This window comes from Agromyces sp. MMS24-K17 (genome assembly GCF_043950245.1).
In the GTDB taxonomy this organism is placed as follows: Bacteria; Actinomycetota; Actinomycetes; order Actinomycetales; family Microbacteriaceae; genus Agromyces.
Window position 1 is genome coordinate 2604275 of sequence record NZ_CP171640.1, and the last position, 16342, is coordinate 2620616.

Here is a 16342-nt window from a genome sequence, read left to right on the forward strand (position 1 = left end):
CATGGAGAAGATCACGACCGTCACCGGCGTCGCCGTGCCGCTGCGCCGTTCGAACGTCGACACCGACCAGATCATCCCCGCGGTGTTCCTGAAGCGCGTCACCAAGACCGGCTTCGACGACGCCCTCTTCCACGGCTGGCGGCAGGACCCGGAGTTCATCCTGAACCAGCCCGCCTACGCGGGGGCCAAGGTCCTCATCGCGGGCCCCGACTTCGGCACGGGCTCCAGCCGCGAGCACGCCGTGTGGGCGCTGCGCGACTACGGCTTCGACGTCGTCGTGAGCTCGCGGTTCGGCGACATCTTCCGCGGCAACTCGGGCAAGCAGGGCCTGCTGGCCGCCCAGGTCGCGTACGAGGACATCGAGCGCATCTGGGAGGTCGTCGAGGCCGACCCGGGAATGCCGGTGACGGTCGATCTCGTTGCACGAACGGTGAGCGCAGGGTCGCTCACGGTGCCGTTCGACATCGACGACTACACTCGGTGGCGGTTGCTCGAGGGCCTCGACGACATCGGACTGACCCTCAGAGACGAAGACGCCATCGCCGGATTCGAGGCACATCGAGAGGCGTGGCGGCCCAAGACGCTCCCCATCCGGGAGCAGGCAGGAACAGGGAGCTGAGTGAACACCCTCGTGGATGACGCCAAGCAGCACGGATCCGCGGTCGGCCTTCCGGTCGACCGGATCACGATCAACGGCGGCAAGCCGCTGCGCGGGCGGATCGAGCTCAAGGGCGCGAAGAACCTCGTCACCAAGGCGATGGTCGCGGCCATCCTCGGCGACGGCCCCAGCGTGCTGAAGGACGTCCCGAACATCAGCGACGTGCGGATCGTCCGCGGCCTCCTCGAGGTCCACGGCGTCACCGTGACCGAGGGCGACCCCGACGAGCTCATCCTCGATCCGTCGGGTGTGGCGCAGGCGCACATGGCCGACATCGACGCCCACGCGGGCTCGAGCCGCATCCCGATCCTGTTCTGCGGTCCGCTGCTGCACAAGATCGGCGAGGCGTTCATCCCCGACCTGGGCGGTTGCCGCATCGGCGACCGGCCGATCGACTACCACCTCGAGGTGCTCCGCAACTTCGGCGCCATCGTCGAGAAGCTGCCCAGCGGCATCCGCATGTCGGCGCCCGACGGCCTGCACGGCGCGAAGGTGGCCCTGCCGTACCCGAGCGTCGGCGCGACCGAGCAGGTGCTGCTCACCGCCGTCCTCGCGAACGGCATCACCGAGCTGAGCGGCGCGGCGATCGAGCCCGAGATCATGGATCTCATCAACATCCTCCAGAAGATGGGCGCGATCATCACGGTCGAGACCGACCGCGTCATCCGCATCGAGGGGGTGGAGCGCCTGACCGGCTACCGCCACCGCGCGCTCTTCGACCGCAATGAGGCCGCGAGCTGGGCGGCCGCCGCGCTCGCGACCGACGGCGACATCTTCGTCGGCGGCGCGCGCCAGGCCGAGATGCTCACGTTCCTCAACGTGTTCCGCAAGGTCGGCGGCGCGTTCGACATCGAGGACGACGGCATCCGCTTCTACCACCCCGGTGGCGAGCTCAAGCCGGTCATCATCGAGACCGACGTGCACCCCGGCTTCATGACCGACTGGCAGCAGCCGCTCGTGGTCGCCCTCACGAAGGCGAAGGGCGTCTCGATCGTGCACGAGACCGTCTACGAGCAGCGCTTCGGCTTCGTCGACGCCCTGGTCGAGATGGGCGCCTCGATCGAGGTCCACAAGGAGTGCCTCGGCGCGGGCGCGTGCCGGTTCGGCCAGCGCAACTTCCAGCACTCGGCCGTCATCTCCGGCCCGTCGCGCCTCGTCGGCGCCGACGTCGAGGTGCCGGACCTGCGCGGCGGCTTCAGCCACCTGATCGCCGCGCTCACGGCCGAGGGTCGCTCGACCGTGTCGAACGTCGGGATCATCGCTCGCGGCTACGAGAACTTCCTCGGCAAGCTGGAGCAGTTGGGCGCCGACTTCGAGCTCGAGCGGTGAGCCGTCCCGTGACGGGAGGCGGCGAGGGCACGGCGACGTCGAAGCGGATCCGCTCCGAGAAGCGTCGGCCGTCGTTCTTCTGGCTTCTCGCCGCGCTCGTGCTGCCGCTCTGGAACCTGTCGGTGAAGTACCGGTTCCACGGGAAGCCGCTGCCGCAGGAGGGCGCGTTCGTCCTCTCGCCGAACCACTACAGCGAGATCGACCCGCTCGTGATGGGCGTGGCCACGTGGAAGCTGGGGCGCCTGCCGCGCTTCCTCGCCAAGGCCTCCCTGTTCAAGGTGCCCGTGCTCGGCTGGATCCTCCGCACGAGCGGCCAGATCCCCGTCGAGCGCACCGGCACGCAGAGCCACTCGGCGCTCCGCGCCGCGGAGGAGCTGGTCGAGAAGGGCCGGCTCGTCATCGTCTACCCCGAGGGCTCGCTGACCCGCGACCCCGGGCTGTGGCCGATGCGCGGCAAGACGGGCGCGGTGCGCATCGCGCTGGAGCGGGACATCCCGCTGATCCCCGCCGCCCACTGGGGCACCCAGGCGATCATGCCGCGGTACGGCAAGAAGATCAGCCTCTTCCCGCGCAAGACCGTCGACGTCATCGTCGGCGAACCGCTCGACCTGTCGCGCTTCCGCGACAAGCCGCTCGACCAGTCGACGCTGCTGGCCGCGACCGCCGAGCTGATGGACGCGATCGCCGCGCTCCTCGCCGAGCTCCGCGGCGAGCCCGCGCCGGCGGAGCGCTGGGACCCGGCGGTCCACGGCCAGAAGGAGATCGGCCGCATTGAAGAGTAGGACGCCGTCCCGGAAGGGGCCGGGCAAACGCGTCGCCGTCCTCGGCGCCGGCAGTTGGGGCACGACGTTCGCGAAGATCCTCGCCGACGGCGGCGCGGACGTCGTCGTCTGGGCGCGCCGGCCCGAGCTGGCCCGGGAGATCCAGGAGGGCAAGCGCAACTCCGACTACCTGCCGGGCGTGAACCTCCCGACGAACCTGCGCGCGACGAGCCGGCTCGACCTCGCGGTCGCCGGCGCCGAGCAGGTGTACGTCTCGGTTCCGAGCCAGTCGCTGCGCGAGAACCTGAAGATCCTGGCGCCGCACCTGCACGCCGACGCCATCGTGGTGTCGCTCATGAAGGGCGTCGAGAAGTCGAGCGGCCTGCGCATGAGCGAGGTCATCGGCGAGGTGCTCCGCATCGACCCGTCGCAGGTCGCGGTCGTCAGCGGCCCGAACCTGGCGCTCGAGATCGCGAAGGAGCAGCCCACGGCGGCGGTCGTGGCATCCGACAGCCTCGAGACCGCGCAGGCCGTCGCCTCCGTCGCCCGCAACCGGTACTTCCGCTCGTTCGTGAACACCGACGTCATCGGCACCGAGTTCGGCGGCGTGCTGAAGAACCTCATCGCCGTCGCGATCGGCATCGTCGACGGCGTGGGCTACGGCGAGAACACGAAGGCGTCGATCATCACCCGCGGCCTCGTCGAGATGACCGACTTCGCGGTCGCCTACGGCGCCCACCCCGACACCCTCTCCGGCCTGGCCGGGCTCGGCGACCTCATCGCCACGAGCCAGTCCCCGCTGAGCCGCAACAACACCGCAGGGCGACTGCTCGGCCAGGGCTACCGGCTCGCCGACGTCGTCAACCAGATGCAGCAGACCACGGAGGGCCTCGCCTCGGTCGGCCCGGTCCTCGAACTCGCGAAGGCGAAGGGCGTCGAGATGCCCATCGTCGAGCAGGTCCGACAGGTGCTCGCGGGCACCATGGACCCGAAGGACATCGCGCCGCACCTCACGACCGACGACGAGCCCCAGGGCGAAAGGACATTGGATGGACAAGCTCAGGGTGGCTCTGCTCTTCGGCGGGCGTTCAAGCGAGCACTCGATCAGCTGCGCGACGGCGGGCGGGGTACTCGGGGCGCTTGACCGCGACCGGTTCGAGGTGATCCCGGTCGGGATCACCCGCGACGGCGCGTTCGTGCTGGAGTCGGACGACCCGGGGCGGTTCGCCCTCGACCCGGCCCACCTGCCCGAGGTCGTCGACAACGGCACGCGGGTGCGCTGGCCGGAGAGCGCCGCGTCGCGCGAGCTGCGGGTCGCCGGGGCGGATGGCTCGGGCGAGCGTTCGCTCGGCGACGTCGACGTGGTCTTCCCGATCCTGCACGGCCGCTTCGGCGAGGACGGCACGGTCCAGGGCCTGCTCGAGCTCGTCGGCCTCCCGTACGTCGGCAACGGCGTGCTGGCGTCGGCGATCGGCATGGACAAGCACGCCACGAAGACGGTGCTCGAGGGCGCCGGCATCGCGGTGGCCCCCTGGGTGACGCTCACGCACCAGGCGCTCGAGGCCGACCCGGAGCTCTGGGACCGCCGGGTGCGCGCGCTCGGACTGCCGGCCTTCGTGAAGCCGGCGCGGGCGGGCTCGTCGGTCGGGGTGACGAAGGTCTCCGACTGGTCGGAGCTCGACGCGGCGCTCGAGGTCGCGTTCGCCGAGGATCGCACGGTGCTCGTCGAGCAGGCGGTCGTCGGGCGCGAGCTCGAGGTCGCGGTGCTGGAGGGGCGGCCCGGCGAGGGCGTGCGCGTGAGCGTCGCCGGCGAGATCGTCGTGAGCGGTCGCGACTTCTACGACTTCGAGGCGAAGTACCTGGACGCCCCGGGCGTCGAGCTGGTGTGCCCGGCCGACCTCGGCGACGGGGAGCTGTTCGAGCTGCAGCGGGTCGCGCGACGCGCGTTCGAGGCGCTGGGCGGAGAGGGCCTCGCGCGGGTCGACGTCTTCCTGACCGACGAGGGTTACGTGGTGAACGAGGTGAACACGATGCCCGGCTTCACGCCGATCTCGATGTTCCCGACGTGCTGGCTCAACTCGGGCCTCGCGTACCCGGAGCTGGTCGCCGAGCTGATCGAGGTCGGCCGGCTGCGCGGGGCGCGCTAGGTCGTTCGCGGCGCCGCGCGCGGGCGGTGGGCGGCGCGGGTCCTCGGCCCGCGCGGTGCCTCGGCCCGCGCCGGCGCCGCGCCTACTCGACCTCGTCGACCGTGGTGCAGGCGCCGTCCGCCGGGATGGCCGCGACCGCGCCCGACAGGTCGGTGATCGCGGTGGTGCCCGACACGACCTCGTTGTCGACGACGACCTGCACCGCGGGCGTGCGCCCGAACGTCGTGAACCGGTACCGGGGGGCGTCGGTCTCGTCGATGATCCAGTCGACGCCGTCGACCGAGACGCAGCGCTCGGTCGTCGGGCCGGGCGGCGTGACGCCGCAGGCGAGCAGCACGGCCGCCGGGGTGCCCCAGGCGCCCGTGCCCTGCGCGCTCGTCTCGCGCTCGGCGAGCCCGGCGACCTCGTCGGGGAGGCGCACGACGACGTCGGCGCAGGCGGGGTCGGATGCGTCGGGCGCGGCGTCGAACGGCACGGGCTGGCTGCAGCCGGTGAGGGTGGCCGCTGCGACGGCGGCGAGGAGGATTCCGGCGCCGAGGCGCGCGCGGCGCAGGGCGGGTGCGGGTCGGTGAGGCATCCGGATCAGGCTAGCGTGGGACGCATGGAGGAGGCTGGGCGCACGGCGCCGGAGGCGGCGCGCGCGCAGGCGGGCGAGACGGTCGGCGAACTGGGCGAGCTCGCGGTGCTCGACCGGGTCATCCCACGGCTCGGGCCGGCCGATGCGGCGCTCCTCGGCCCGGGCGACGACGCCGCCGTGCTGGCGGCGGCCGACGGCCGGTACGTCGTCACGACCGACCTCATGGTGCACGGCCCCGACTTCCGGCTCGCCTGGTCGACGCCGTTCGAGCTCGGCTGGAAGGCGGCCGCGACGAACCTCACCGACGTCGCCGCGATGGGTGCACGGCCGACGGGCCTCGTCGTCGCGATCGCCGCGCCGCCCGAGACGCCGGTGTCGGTGCTCGAGGGCATCGCGGACGGGCTCCGCGAGGGCCTCGCGGCGCTCGCGCCGGGCGCGGGCGTCGTCGGCGGCGACCTGTCGGCGTCGGCCGTCCTCACGATCGCGGTGACCGCCTTCGGCGACCTCGAGGGCCGTCGGCCGGTGCTCCGCTCCGGTGCGCGGCCGGGCGACGTCATCGCGCACGCCGGCGTGCGAGGGCTCGCCGCGCGCGGCCTCGCCCTGCTGTTCGGCCGGGCGGTGGATGCCTCGGGCGAGCCGGATCCCGTGCTCGCCGAACGGCTGCGCGCGAGTCATCCGGCCGAGGTGCAGGGCCAGCTGGCACCGCGGCCGCCGGTGGGAGCCGGCGTCGTCGCGGCCGACGCCGGGGCGACCTCGATGCTCGACGTGTCCGACGGGCTCGCGCGCGACGCGCTGCGGGTGGCGCGGGCGAGCGGTGTCGCGCTCGACTTCGACGCCGCCGCGCTCGGGCCCGACGTGCGGCTCGCGCTCGCGGGCGGCGAGGACCACGGGCTGCTCGCGACGTTCCCGGCAGGCAGCACGCCGCCCGAGCCGTTCGAGGTGGTGGGCCGGGTGGTCGCGGGAGCGCCGGCGGTGCTGCTCGACGGCGAGCCGGTCGGGGCCGACGGCTGGGACCCGTACGCCGGCTGGGACGGCCGCGCCGGCTGATCGGCGATCGCCGGGCCTGCGGAGGGGCGCTACGCGGTCGGGTCCCCGGTCGCGGCCGGCTCCGCCTCGTCGGATGCCCCGGGCGCGTCGACCGGCTCGGCCGACGCCCACCAGAGCGTCGTCTCGCCGTAGTCGCGGCGCCGGTCGGGAGCGATGCCCGCGGGCCAGGCCGGCTCGGGGAGCGGGAGCTCCGCTCGACCACGACCGTCGCGTCGTCGGCCAGGTGCGGCACCAGCAGCTCGAGGTCGCGGGCGAGGTCGGCCTCGGAGAGGTCGTAGGGCGGGTCGATGAACACGAGGTCGACGGATGCCCCCGGCGCCTGCTCGAGGTGCGCGGCGACCGACCGGACGACCACCCGCACGCGCGGGGCCCGTCCGCCGCGAGCCGCCCGGCGCACGGCGTCGGCGTTCGCCCGGCACACGTCGGCGGCGGGCTTCGCGCGCTCGACGAGCACGACGTCGGCGGCGCCGCGGCTCGCCGCTTCCAGGCCGAGCGCGCCCGACCCGGCGTAGAGGTCGAGCACCCGCGCGCCGTGGAGCACGTCGCGCGACTCGAGCGCGGAGAAGATCGCCTCGCGCACGCGGTCGCTCGTGGGCCGGGTGCCGCTGCGCGGCACGCGGAGCTGCAGCGATCCGGCGTAGCCGGCGATGATGCGCGTCATATCCCCGGCAGCATAGTCGGCTCGGCGCTGCCATGATGGGACGGTGGACGACCCGAACGAGCAGGGCCCGGTCGCGGCCCGCCACCGAGCCGACGAGCAGCGCACCATCGACCGCCTCTGGGACTTCGCCGATCCCGCGGGCAGCGAGGCGCGGTTCCGTGCCGCCGCCGACGATCCCGAGGCGACCGCGCACCTGCGCGCGATCCTCCGCACGCAGCAGGCCCGGGCCGTCGGCATCCAGAAGCGCATCGACGAGGCGCTGGCGATCCTCGACGACGTCGAGACGGCCGGCCTCGAGACCTCCGCCGGTGCCCCGGCCGCGCCCGGGGCATCCGCGCCGTCCGCCGCCGAGCGCGCCGAGGTCGCGAGCCGCAACGACCTGGAGCGCGGCCGCCTGCTCGCCGCCGCCGGGCGGCGGGAGGAGGCGGTCGCCGCCCTGACCCGCGCCGTGCGCGAGGGCGTCGCCGCCGGCTCGACCTTCCTCGTGCTCGACGGCCTGCACATGCTGGCGCTCAACGACGTCGGGCACGAGGCCGAGTGGGTCGAGCAGGGCCTGGAGCTCCTCGCGGGCGAACGGGACCCGCGCGTGCTGCGCTGGGGTGTCGCCCTGCACCACAACCTCGGCTGGACGCTCCACGACTCCGGCGACGCGCAAGGCGCGCTCGAGCAGTTCGAGCTCGCGGTCGCCGCGGCCGACCGCCTCGGCACAGCCGAGCAGCAGCACGTGACGCGCTGGTCGGTCGGGCGGGCGCTGCGCAGCCTCGGCCGCACCGACGAGGCCCTCGCGCTGCAGCGGCAGCTCGCCGAGACGCGACCCGACGACCGGTTCGTGCAGGCCGAGCTCGCCGCGCTGACGGACGCCGGACCTACGATCGAGGGATGACCGACGAGACCGCGAGCCCGGGTGCGTTCACCCTCGACTCGAAGCTCTCGTCGGCGCTCGGCGGCCGCACCGCGCAGGCGATCGAGCGGGCGTTCGGGCATCGCACCGTCGGCGACCTGCTCGCGCACTACCCGCGTCGCTACGCGATGCGGGGCGAGCTCACCGCCCTGGCGGAGCTGCCGCTCGGCGAGCCGGTGACGATCGTCGCCGAGGTGCTCGAGGTGCGCGTGCGCGACATGCGCCAGCGCCGCGGGTCGATCCTCGAGGCGAAGATCTCCGACGGCACCGGCATCCTGACCCTCACGTTCTTCAACCAGAAGTGGCGCGAGCAGGACCTGCGGCCCGGGCGGCGCGGCATCTTCGCCGGCAAGGTCGGCGACTACAAGGGGGCCCGCCAGCTCGCGCACCCCGACTACGAGCTGTTCGACGCCCAGCCCGACGGGGTCGGAACCGACCGGCTCGACGACGCCGCGGCGAAGCGGTGGGCCGAGGCGCCGATCCCGATCTACCCGGCGACGGCGACGCTCGCCAGCTGGCAGTTGCAGAAGTCGATCGCCCTGCTGCTCGACGGGCTCGGCCCGGTCGGCGACCCGCTCCCGGCCGACGTGCGCGCGGCGGGCGGACTCGCCGCGCACCGGGCCGCGCTCGAGGGCATCCACCGGCCGGAGCGCGATGCCGACTGGAAGCAGGCGCGCCGCACGCTCCGGTACACCGAGGCCTTCGTGCTGCAGATGGCGCTCCTGCAGCGGCGGGCGCAGCTCCGCGCCCGGCCGGCGACGCCGCGCCGGCCCGACGAGCAGGGACTGCTCGCCCGGTTCGACGCCGCGCTGCCGTTCCGGCTCACCGGCGACCAGGTCGACGTGGGCGCCGAGATCGCCGCCGACCTGGCGCTGCCGTCGCCGATGAACCGGCTGGTGCAGGGCGAGGTCGGCTCGGGCAAGACGCTCGTCGCACTCCGCGCGATGCTCGCGGTCGCCGACTCCGGCGGCCAGTCGGCGCTGCTCGCCCCGACCGAGGTCCTCGCCGCGCAGCACCTCCGGTCGATCGTGCGGATGCTCGGACCGGAGCTGTCGGCGGCGCTCGTGCCGACCCTCGTCACCGGGCAGCTGCCCGCGGCCGAGCGGCGGAAGGCGCTGCTGCGGGCGGCCGCCGGCCAGGCGCGGCTCGTGGTGGGCACGCACGCCCTCCTCGGCGACCGGGTGGGCTTCGCCGACCTCGGCCTCGTCGTCGTCGACGAGCAGCACCGGTTCGGCGTCGACCAGCGCGAGGCGCTCCGCCTCAAGGGCGAGCAGCCGCACGTGCTCGTGCTCACCGCGACCCCCATCCCGCGCACCGTCGCCATGACCGTGTTCGGCGACCTCGACGTCTCGACGATCCACGAGCTGCCCGCCGGTCGGGCCGGGATCGAGTCGCACGTCGTGCCGCTCGCCGTGCGCCCGGGCTGGCGCCCTCGGGTGTGGGACCGGCTCGCCGAGGAGCTCGAGCTCGGCCGCCAGGGGTTCGTGGTCTGCCCGGCGATCGAGCACGCGGTCGCCGAGGAGGGCGACGACGAGGTCGAATCCGAGGCCGAGGCGGCGGGGGAGCGCCGCGCCGACGGTTCGGCTGCGACGCCCGGCGAGCCCGTCGCGGAGGCCGCGTCGGTCGCGAGCGTGCTCGCCGAGCTGCGTGCGCATCCGGCCTTCGCCGACCGCCGGGTGGAGCCGCTGCACGGACGCATGTCGTCCGACGAGAAGGACGCCGTCATGCGTGCCTTCGCCGACGGCGACATCGACGTGCTCGTCGCGACGACGGTGATCGAGGTGGGCGTCGACGTGCCGAACGCGAGCGCCATGGTCGTCGTCGACGCCGACCGGTTCGGCGTGTCCCAGCTCCACCAGCTCCGCGGGCGCGTCGGCCGCGGTTCGGTGCCGGGCCTCTGCCTCCTGATCACCCGCGCGCAGCCCGGGTCGGTCGCGCTCGCGCGCGTCGAGGCGGTCGCCGCGACGCTCGACGGCTTCGAGCTGGCGAACGTCGACCTCGAGCTCCGCCAGGAGGGCGACGTGCTCGGCTCGAACCAGTCGGGCGGCCGGTCGTCGCTGAAGCTCCTCCGCGTCGCCCGCGACGGCGACCTCATCGCCGAGGCCCGCGAGGCCGCCCGCGGCGTGCTCGCCGACGATCCCGGGCTCGCGTCCCACCCGGCCCTCGCCGACGCCGTCCGGCGCCGCCTCGACGACGAGGCGAGCGAGTTCCTGAGCAAGGGCTGAGAGTCCACCGGACCCCTTCCGACGGGGCATCCGCGCACTACGCTGGGACGCATGCAGCGGATCGCCGTCGTCCCCGGCTCATTCGACCCCGTGACCCTCGGGCACCTCGACGTGATCGAGCGGGCCGCCGGCCTGTACGACGAACTGCACGTCGTCGTGGTGCACAACCCCGACAAGAACGCCCTCCTGCCGATCGCCCAGCGCGTGTCGCTCATCGAACGCGCGGTCGTCGACGCGGGCATCGAGGGTCGCATCGTGGTCGCGTCGTGGAGCGTCGGCCTCCTCGTCGACTACTGCACCGACGTCGGCGCGAAGGTGCTGGTGAAGGGCATCCGCTCGCAGGTCGACGTGGGCTACGAGACGCCGATGGCGATCGTGAACCGCCACCTCGCCGGCGTGGAGACGATCTTCATGCTGCCGGACCCGGCGCACGCGCACGTGTCGAGCTCGCTCGTCCGCCAGGTCTCCGCGCTCGGCGGGGACGTGTCGCCGTACGTGCCGCGTGCGGTCTCCGAGTACCTCGCGGGGGCGATGACGCCATGACCGATGCAGCCGGCCTCGCCACCGCCGTCGAGGACGCCCGCCCCCTGATGCCGATCGACGACGTCGGAGCCCGCGCCGCGCGGATCGTGCAGAACGTCGAGGCGGTCATCAGCGGCAAGCGCGACGCCGTGACGGCCGCGCTCACCGTGATCCTGGCCGAGGGGCACCTGCTCATCGAGGACGTGCCCGGCGTCGGCAAGACGATGCTGGCGAAGGCCCTCGCGAAGTCGCTCGACTGCACGGTCAGCCGCATCCAGTTCACCCCCGACCTGCTCCCGAGCGACGTCACCGGCGTGTCGGTGTTCGACCAGTCGACCCGGCGCTTCGAGTTCAAGCCCGGCCCGGTGTTCGCGAACCTCGTCATCGGCGACGAGATCAACCGAGCGAGCCCGAAGACGCAGTCGGCGCTGCTCGAGTGCATGGAGGAGCGGCAGGTCACGGCAGACGGCACGACGTACCGGCTGGGCCGGCCGTTCACCGTGGTGGCGACGCAGAACCCGGTCGAGATGGAGGGCACCTACCCGCTGCCCGAGGCGCAGCGCGATCGCTTCATGGCGAGGATCTCGATGGGCTACCCCGCCGCGGGCGACGAGGTGGCCATGCTCTCCATGCGCGAGACCTCCAGCCCGCTCGACCACATCGAGGGCGTGGTCGCCCTCGAGGAGCTCGGCGACATGATCGTCGCGGTGCAGCACGTGTTCGCGTCGCCGCCCGTGAAGGAGTACGCGGTGGCGCTCGCCCGGGCGACCCGCGACGACCGCCAGCTCCGGCTCGGCGCGAGCCCCCGTGCGACCCTCCAGCTCATCCGCGCCGCGAAGGCGCACGCGGCGATGCACGGCCGCGACTTCGTCCTGCCCGACGACGTCGACGCGCTCGCCGTGCCCGTGCTCGGGCACCGTCTGGTGCCGACGAGCCGCGCGCTCGGCGCGCACGACCACGACAGCGGCCCGCTGATCGAGGCGATCGTCCGACGGGTCGTCGCCGACACGCCGGTGCCGGTCGGCAGCGCGAGACGGGAGTGAGCGGATGCCGCGTGCCCGCGTTCCCCGCAACGTCGCCCTGCCGCGGCTGACGGGTCGCGGGGGTGCGCTGGTCGTCGTCGGCGTCGCCCTGCTCGGGATCACGCTCTGGTTCGACCTCCGCGACGTCATGCTCGTCGCGTTCGCCGCGATCGTGCTGCCGCTCACGGCCCTCGGCTTCGTCGTGCTCCGCGTCCCCAGGCTGCTCGTGCAGCGCACGTTCGTGCCGCGGGTCGGCCAGGCCGGGGCATCCGCGGAGGTCCGGATCACGGTGCGGAACCGGGGCATCCGCTCCTTCGACGGCGCGTCGTGGCGCGACTCCGCGCCCGACGGCCTGCACGCCCCGCCCGAATCCGTGCTGCCCGCGTTGGGGGCCTGGGAGGCCGCGCTGCCGCGCGGCGACGACACCGCGACCCTCTCGTACCGCCTCGGCACGCCGTGGCGGGGCGTGTTCGCGGTCGGCCCGCTCGTGGTGACGACGACCGACCCGTTCGGGCTGGCGCGGGTCTCCCGGCAGGTCGGCTCGGCGCACGAGCTCGTCGTGACGCCGCGGGTGACGCCGCTCGACGCGGCCATCGGTACGACGGCGTCGCTCGACGGTTCGCTGCACGGGCTGCAGCGGCGCAGCCATCCGAACTCCGACGAGCTGATCGCCCGCGAGTACCGCTACGGCGACCCGCTGCGGCGGGTGAACTGGCGGGCGACGGCGCGACGAGGCGAGCTCATGGTGCGCGACGAGGAGCAGCGCGGCGACCCCGAGGCGCGCGTGCTGCTCGACCTCGCACCGGCGATCAGGCTGGGACGGCTCGGGTCGGACGACCGCCATGCCGGGTTCGAGCTCGCCGTCGAACTGGTCGCCTCGATCGGGTCGCACCTGCTCGGCCAGGGGTTCCAGCTCCGCGTGGACGCCGTCGCGGACCCCGCTCAGGGTGCGTTGGCGCCCGGCGCGGCGGGCGGCTACCGGATGCCGGGCGGCGATCGCGTGCTGCTCGAGGACCTCGCGCGCCTCGCCCCGGAGCCGACGCACGCCAAGGCGGTGGGCCGGGCGACGCCGGCCGTCGCCGCTGCCTCGGGGGAGACGCGGGTGCCGGGGTACGCGGTGCTCGTCGACCCCGACGCGGCCGACGTGCAGCAGCTCGTCGCCCTGCGGGCGGGCTTCTCGCCGGCGGTCGCGTTCGTGCTCGACTCCGTGCGCGCCTCGCTCGTCGACGCGCTCGAGGAGTCGGACTGGCGGATCGTGCGAGTCCGGCGGCCCGCCGACATCCCGTCCGCGTGGGCGCACACCGGGACCGGCGGGCATTCGCGCGCGGGCACCGGCCGGGCGGAGGACTGACATGCGCCCGGACCCGACCGCCCCGACCACCGGCCAGCGCGCGGCGCTCGCGGGGGCCACGCTCGGCCTCCTCGCGGCCTCGTCCTCGGCGATGGGGCCGCTCATCTCCGGCAGCGGATGGTGGTGGCTGTGCGTGTTCGTCGCGGCGGTGCTGCTCGCGGCGGGCGTCGGCCTGCGCGCGACGCGGCTTCCCACCTCGCTCGTGCCGCCGCTGCAGGGCGTCGTCTTCCTCCTGGTGCTCACGCTGGCGTTCGGCGGCACGACCTCGATCCTCGGGGTCATCCCGACGGCCGGCACGTTCGAGGTGTTCGGCGACCTGTCGCAGGGTGCCGGGGTGACGATCCAGCAGCAGACCACGCCGGCCATCCCGGTGCCGGCGCTGCTGTTCGTGCTCGCCCTCGGGATCGGGCTGCTGACGATCGCCGCCGACCTCGCGGTGCAGGTGGCGCGGATGCCCGCGCTCGCCGCGGCCGCCGCCCTCGTGCCGGTCATGATCCCGGGCTTCATCATCGAGGACGGCGCGCAGCCGCACACGCTGGTGGCGACGGCCGCCGCGTTCCTCGTGCTGCTCCGGGTCGACGTCCGCGTGCGCCGCCAGAGCCGGCCGCTCGACGGGGCCGCGGGGGCGGACCTGCCGACCGTGGTCGCCCCGCGCCGGGTGCCCGTCGTGTCGACGGTCGTGTCGACGGTCGGCGTGGCGGCGGTCGGGCTCATCGCCGCCGCGGTGCTCACGGCGGCGACGCCGAGCATCTCGACCAGCCTCCTCCTCGGCTCGCCGACGGCGGGCGCCCTGTTCGGCCGCGGCGCGAGCCCGTTCATCGACCTCGGCCGCGACCTGCGGCGCCCGGCGCCCACCCCCGCGTTCCGGTACACGGCGTCGGACGGCGACCGGCCGTACTTCCGCCTGCTCACGCTCGACCGCTTCGAGGGCGAGACCTGGGGGCCGTCGCGTGAGGACCTCGACAGCGACCACTCGGTCGACGAGTTCCCGCGACCGGCCGGGCTCGCCGACGACGTCGAGGTGTCGGAGCGGCAGATCGACGTGATCGTCGACGAGTTGCGCACGACCTGGCTGCCGGTGCCGTATCCGAGTGCCGAGGTCGACGGGCTGCGGGGATCGTGGTTCTGGGAGCCGTCGACGCTCGCCGTGCGCAGCGTCGACACCAGCACCCTCGGCCAGCACTACCGGGTCGTTCGGCTCGACATCGACCCCACCGCCGACCAGTTGCGCGACGCGGCCCCGGTGTTCGGCCGGTTCGCCGATGAGCTCGCGCTCCCGGAGGAGCGCCCGACGGTCATCCGCGACACCGCCCTGGCGGTGACGGCGGGCGCCTCGTCGGCGTACGACCAGGCGGTCGCGATCCAGGACTGGCTGCGGGGCGGCGAGTTCTCGTACTCGACGGAGGCGCCGGTCGAGGCCGGGTACGACGGCGGCGGCCTCGACGTGATCGCCGCGTTCCTCGAGGCGAAGGCGGGGTACTGCGTGCACTTCGCCTCCACGATGGCGGTGTTCGCGCGCGAGCTCGGCATCCCCGCCCGGATCGCCGTGGGGTACACGGCCGGCACGGCGACCGACGAGCGCATCGAGGGGCGGACGGTGCTCCAGGTCGACAGCCACGACCTGCATGCGTGGCCCGAGCTGTACTTCGACGGCGTCGGCTGGGTGCCGTTCGAGCCGACGCCCGGCCGAGGCGTGGTGCCGGCGTACACGCGCTCGAGCACGACGGCGACCGGGCCGTTCCCGTCGTCGAGCGCCGGCGCGCCGGGAGCGGCGTCGGGCCGGCCCGACCTCGATCCCGACCGAGGGCTGGGCCTGAACGGCGGCGCGACCGCCACGACGGCGAGCGACGCCGCGCTCCGGATCGCGATCGCGGTCCTCGCGATCGCGGTGGTGCTGCTGCCGATGCTGATCCGACGCCAGCAGGCCTGGTCGCGGCGCCGGGGCATCCGGCGCGGCCGGGAACCGGCGACCGCGGCCTGGGCCGAGTTCGTGGCCACCGCGCGCGACCTCGGGGTCCCGGCGCCCGCCGGCGTCACCCCGCGCGCCTTCGCCGCCGCGCTCGCGGCGCGGCCGGCGTTCGCCGACGACGCCGGCGGCGAGGCGGGCGGCGCGCTCTCGGTGCTCCGCGACGCGGTCGAGCACGAACGCTACGGTCGGCGGGCGGCCGACGGGATGCCCCGCGCCGGGCACGGGCCCGACGAGCTGACCGCCGCGCTCGACGAGGTGCGCCGCGCGCTCGCCGCCGATTCCCGCGCGGTGGACCGGATCCGGGCCGCGGTGCTGCCGGCGTCGCTCCTCGGCGGATTCACGGCCCGGGCCGGGAGCCGGCCCGCCGACGGCGCGTAGACTCGACGTCCGTGGCCAACCAGTACTCCCCGTTCCGCGTGAACGTGCGGGACCTCGTGAACCGTCCCGGCGAGATGCGCGAGGAGGCGCTCGTCATCCGCGCACCCGAGTCGTTCGGCGAGGGACTCGTCGCCGTCCGCGAGGGTTCCGAACTCGACGTCGACCTCCGGCTGGAGTCGGTGCACGAGGGCGTCCTCGCCACCGCGACCGTTCGACGGCGTCGCCGAAGGCGAGTGCGGTCGCTGCCTGATCGACGTGGCCCTGCCGGTCGAAGTCGAGTTCCAGGAGCTTTTCGCGTATCATTCTGGAGAAGCAATCGAGTATGAGGTTCAAGACGACCACGTGGATCTTGAACCGATCATCCGAGATGCGGTAGTGCTGGCACTGCCCTTCCAGCCGGTGTGCCGGCCTGATTGCCCGGGTCTCGACCCCGAGACCGGGCTCCGTCTGGCTGATCATCCGGAACTCGTCACCCCTGAGGTGCGCGACCCGCGATGGGCTGCGCTCGCAGGGTTGCAGGCTTCCGAAGACGAGGGCGCGGATGCATCCGACGCCGACCAGAGAGATTGAGAGAGAGTCATGGCTGTTCCCAAGCGGAAGCTGTCCCGTGCGAACACCCACGCGCGTCGTTCGCAGTGGAAGGCGTCGGTTCCGACGCTCGTGAAGACCATCGAGAACGGCAAGGTCACCTACAGCCTGCCGCACCGTGCGAAGGTCGTCGAGGACTCGGCGGGTACCCCGCTGTTCCTCGAGTACAAGGGCCGCAAGGTCGCGGACGTCTGAGTCCGACCTCA

General features: G+C 73.9%; 14 protein-coding genes and 2 pseudogenes. 14 read left to right on the forward strand and 2 right to left on the reverse strand.

The features are described from left to right. The first annotated feature begins 1 nt into the window (after position 1). Genes leuD through ACGGZK_RS11860 form a run of 5 tightly spaced genes read left to right on the forward strand, consistent with a single transcriptional unit; the run spans position 2 to position 4895 of the window. Positions 2-619 carry a 3-isopropylmalate dehydratase small subunit gene (leuD, locus tag ACGGZK_RS11840; protein WP_395242857.1) on the forward strand — a complete coding sequence of 206 codons (618 nt, stop codon included), beginning with the start codon at positions 2-4 and terminating at the stop codon, positions 617-619. After that, entirely contained in the window at positions 620-1987 is a 1368-nt protein-coding gene (murA, locus tag ACGGZK_RS11845; protein ID WP_395242858.1) for a UDP-N-acetylglucosamine 1-carboxyvinyltransferase, read from the forward strand. It begins immediately after the preceding gene. Next, positions 1984-2769, forward strand: a complete 786-nt coding sequence (locus ACGGZK_RS11850) for a lysophospholipid acyltransferase family protein (RefSeq protein ID WP_395242859.1) — start codon at positions 1984-1986, stop codon at positions 2767-2769. Before murA ends, ACGGZK_RS11850 begins: the two co-directional genes overlap by 4 nt. Continuing rightward, positions 2759-3892 (forward strand): NAD(P)H-dependent glycerol-3-phosphate dehydrogenase, encoded by a 1134-nt coding sequence (locus tag ACGGZK_RS11855; RefSeq protein ID WP_395242860.1) that lies wholly within the window; start codon positions 2759-2761, stop codon positions 3890-3892. Before ACGGZK_RS11850 ends, ACGGZK_RS11855 begins: the two co-directional genes overlap by 11 nt. Beyond that, positions 3798-4895 carry a D-alanine--D-alanine ligase family protein gene (locus ACGGZK_RS11860; protein ID WP_395242861.1) on the forward strand — a complete coding sequence of 366 codons (1098 nt, stop codon included), beginning with the start codon at positions 3798-3800 and terminating at the stop codon, positions 4893-4895. The genes ACGGZK_RS11855 and ACGGZK_RS11860 overlap by 95 nt, the downstream gene beginning before the upstream one ends. Before the next feature lie 82 nt (positions 4896-4977). Here ACGGZK_RS11860 and ACGGZK_RS11865 read toward each other — a convergent pair whose 3' ends face one another. Further along, positions 4978-5472, reverse strand: coding sequence for a DUF3515 family protein (locus tag ACGGZK_RS11865; protein WP_395242862.1), 495 nt, complete (start codon positions 5470-5472; stop codon positions 4978-4980). Between the two features lie 24 nt (positions 5473-5496). Between ACGGZK_RS11865 and thiL the strand changes: the two genes are divergently transcribed. Further along, on the forward strand, positions 5497-6519 hold the full coding sequence (gene thiL, locus ACGGZK_RS11870) for a thiamine-phosphate kinase (RefSeq protein ID WP_395242863.1): 1023 nt from the start codon (positions 5497-5499) through the stop codon (positions 6517-6519). 29 nt (positions 6520-6548) lie between these two features. Here thiL and ACGGZK_RS11875 read toward each other — a convergent pair. After that, positions 6549-7180, reverse strand: a pseudogene (locus ACGGZK_RS11875) (RsmD family RNA methyltransferase). Between the two features lie 43 nt (positions 7181-7223). Here ACGGZK_RS11875 and ACGGZK_RS11880 point away from each other — a divergent pair. The 8 genes and pseudogenes from ACGGZK_RS11880 to rpmF all read left to right on the forward strand — a co-directional run bounded on the left by ACGGZK_RS11880 (position 7224) and on the right by rpmF (position 16331). Beyond that, positions 7224-8063 carry a hypothetical protein gene (locus ACGGZK_RS11880; RefSeq protein ID WP_395242864.1) on the forward strand — a complete coding sequence of 280 codons (840 nt, stop codon included), beginning with the start codon at positions 7224-7226 and terminating at the stop codon, positions 8061-8063. Next, entirely contained in the window at positions 8060-10306 is a 2247-nt protein-coding gene (locus tag ACGGZK_RS11885; RefSeq protein ID WP_395242865.1) for an ATP-dependent DNA helicase RecG, read from the forward strand. Before ACGGZK_RS11880 ends, ACGGZK_RS11885 begins: the two co-directional genes overlap by 4 nt. Positions 10307-10357: 51 nt before the next feature. Further along, positions 10358-10849, forward strand: coding sequence for a pantetheine-phosphate adenylyltransferase (gene coaD / locus ACGGZK_RS11890; RefSeq protein ID WP_395242866.1), 492 nt, complete (start codon positions 10358-10360; stop codon positions 10847-10849). 47 nt (positions 10850-10896) lie between these two features. Next, entirely contained in the window at positions 10897-11871 is a 975-nt protein-coding gene (locus tag ACGGZK_RS11895) for an AAA family ATPase (RefSeq protein ID WP_395246076.1), read from the forward strand. A gap of 4 nt (positions 11872-11875) precedes the next feature. Then, complete coding sequence (locus ACGGZK_RS11900) at positions 11876-13201, forward strand: DUF58 domain-containing protein (RefSeq protein WP_395242867.1); 1326 nt, start codon at positions 11876-11878, stop codon at positions 13199-13201. Position 13202: 1 nt separating this feature from the next. Next, positions 13203-15548 carry a transglutaminaseTgpA domain-containing protein gene (locus tag ACGGZK_RS11905; protein WP_395242868.1) on the forward strand — a complete coding sequence of 782 codons (2346 nt, stop codon included), beginning with the start codon at positions 13203-13205 and terminating at the stop codon, positions 15546-15548. Between the two features lie 74 nt (positions 15549-15622). Beyond that, positions 15623-16118, forward strand: a pseudogene (locus ACGGZK_RS11910) (YceD family protein). 9 nt (positions 16119-16127) lie between these two features. Then, on the forward strand, positions 16128-16331 hold the full coding sequence (rpmF, locus tag ACGGZK_RS11915) for a 50S ribosomal protein L32 (protein WP_121475449.1): 204 nt from the start codon (positions 16128-16130) through the stop codon (positions 16329-16331). The last annotated feature ends 11 nt before the right edge of the window (positions 16332-16342 follow it).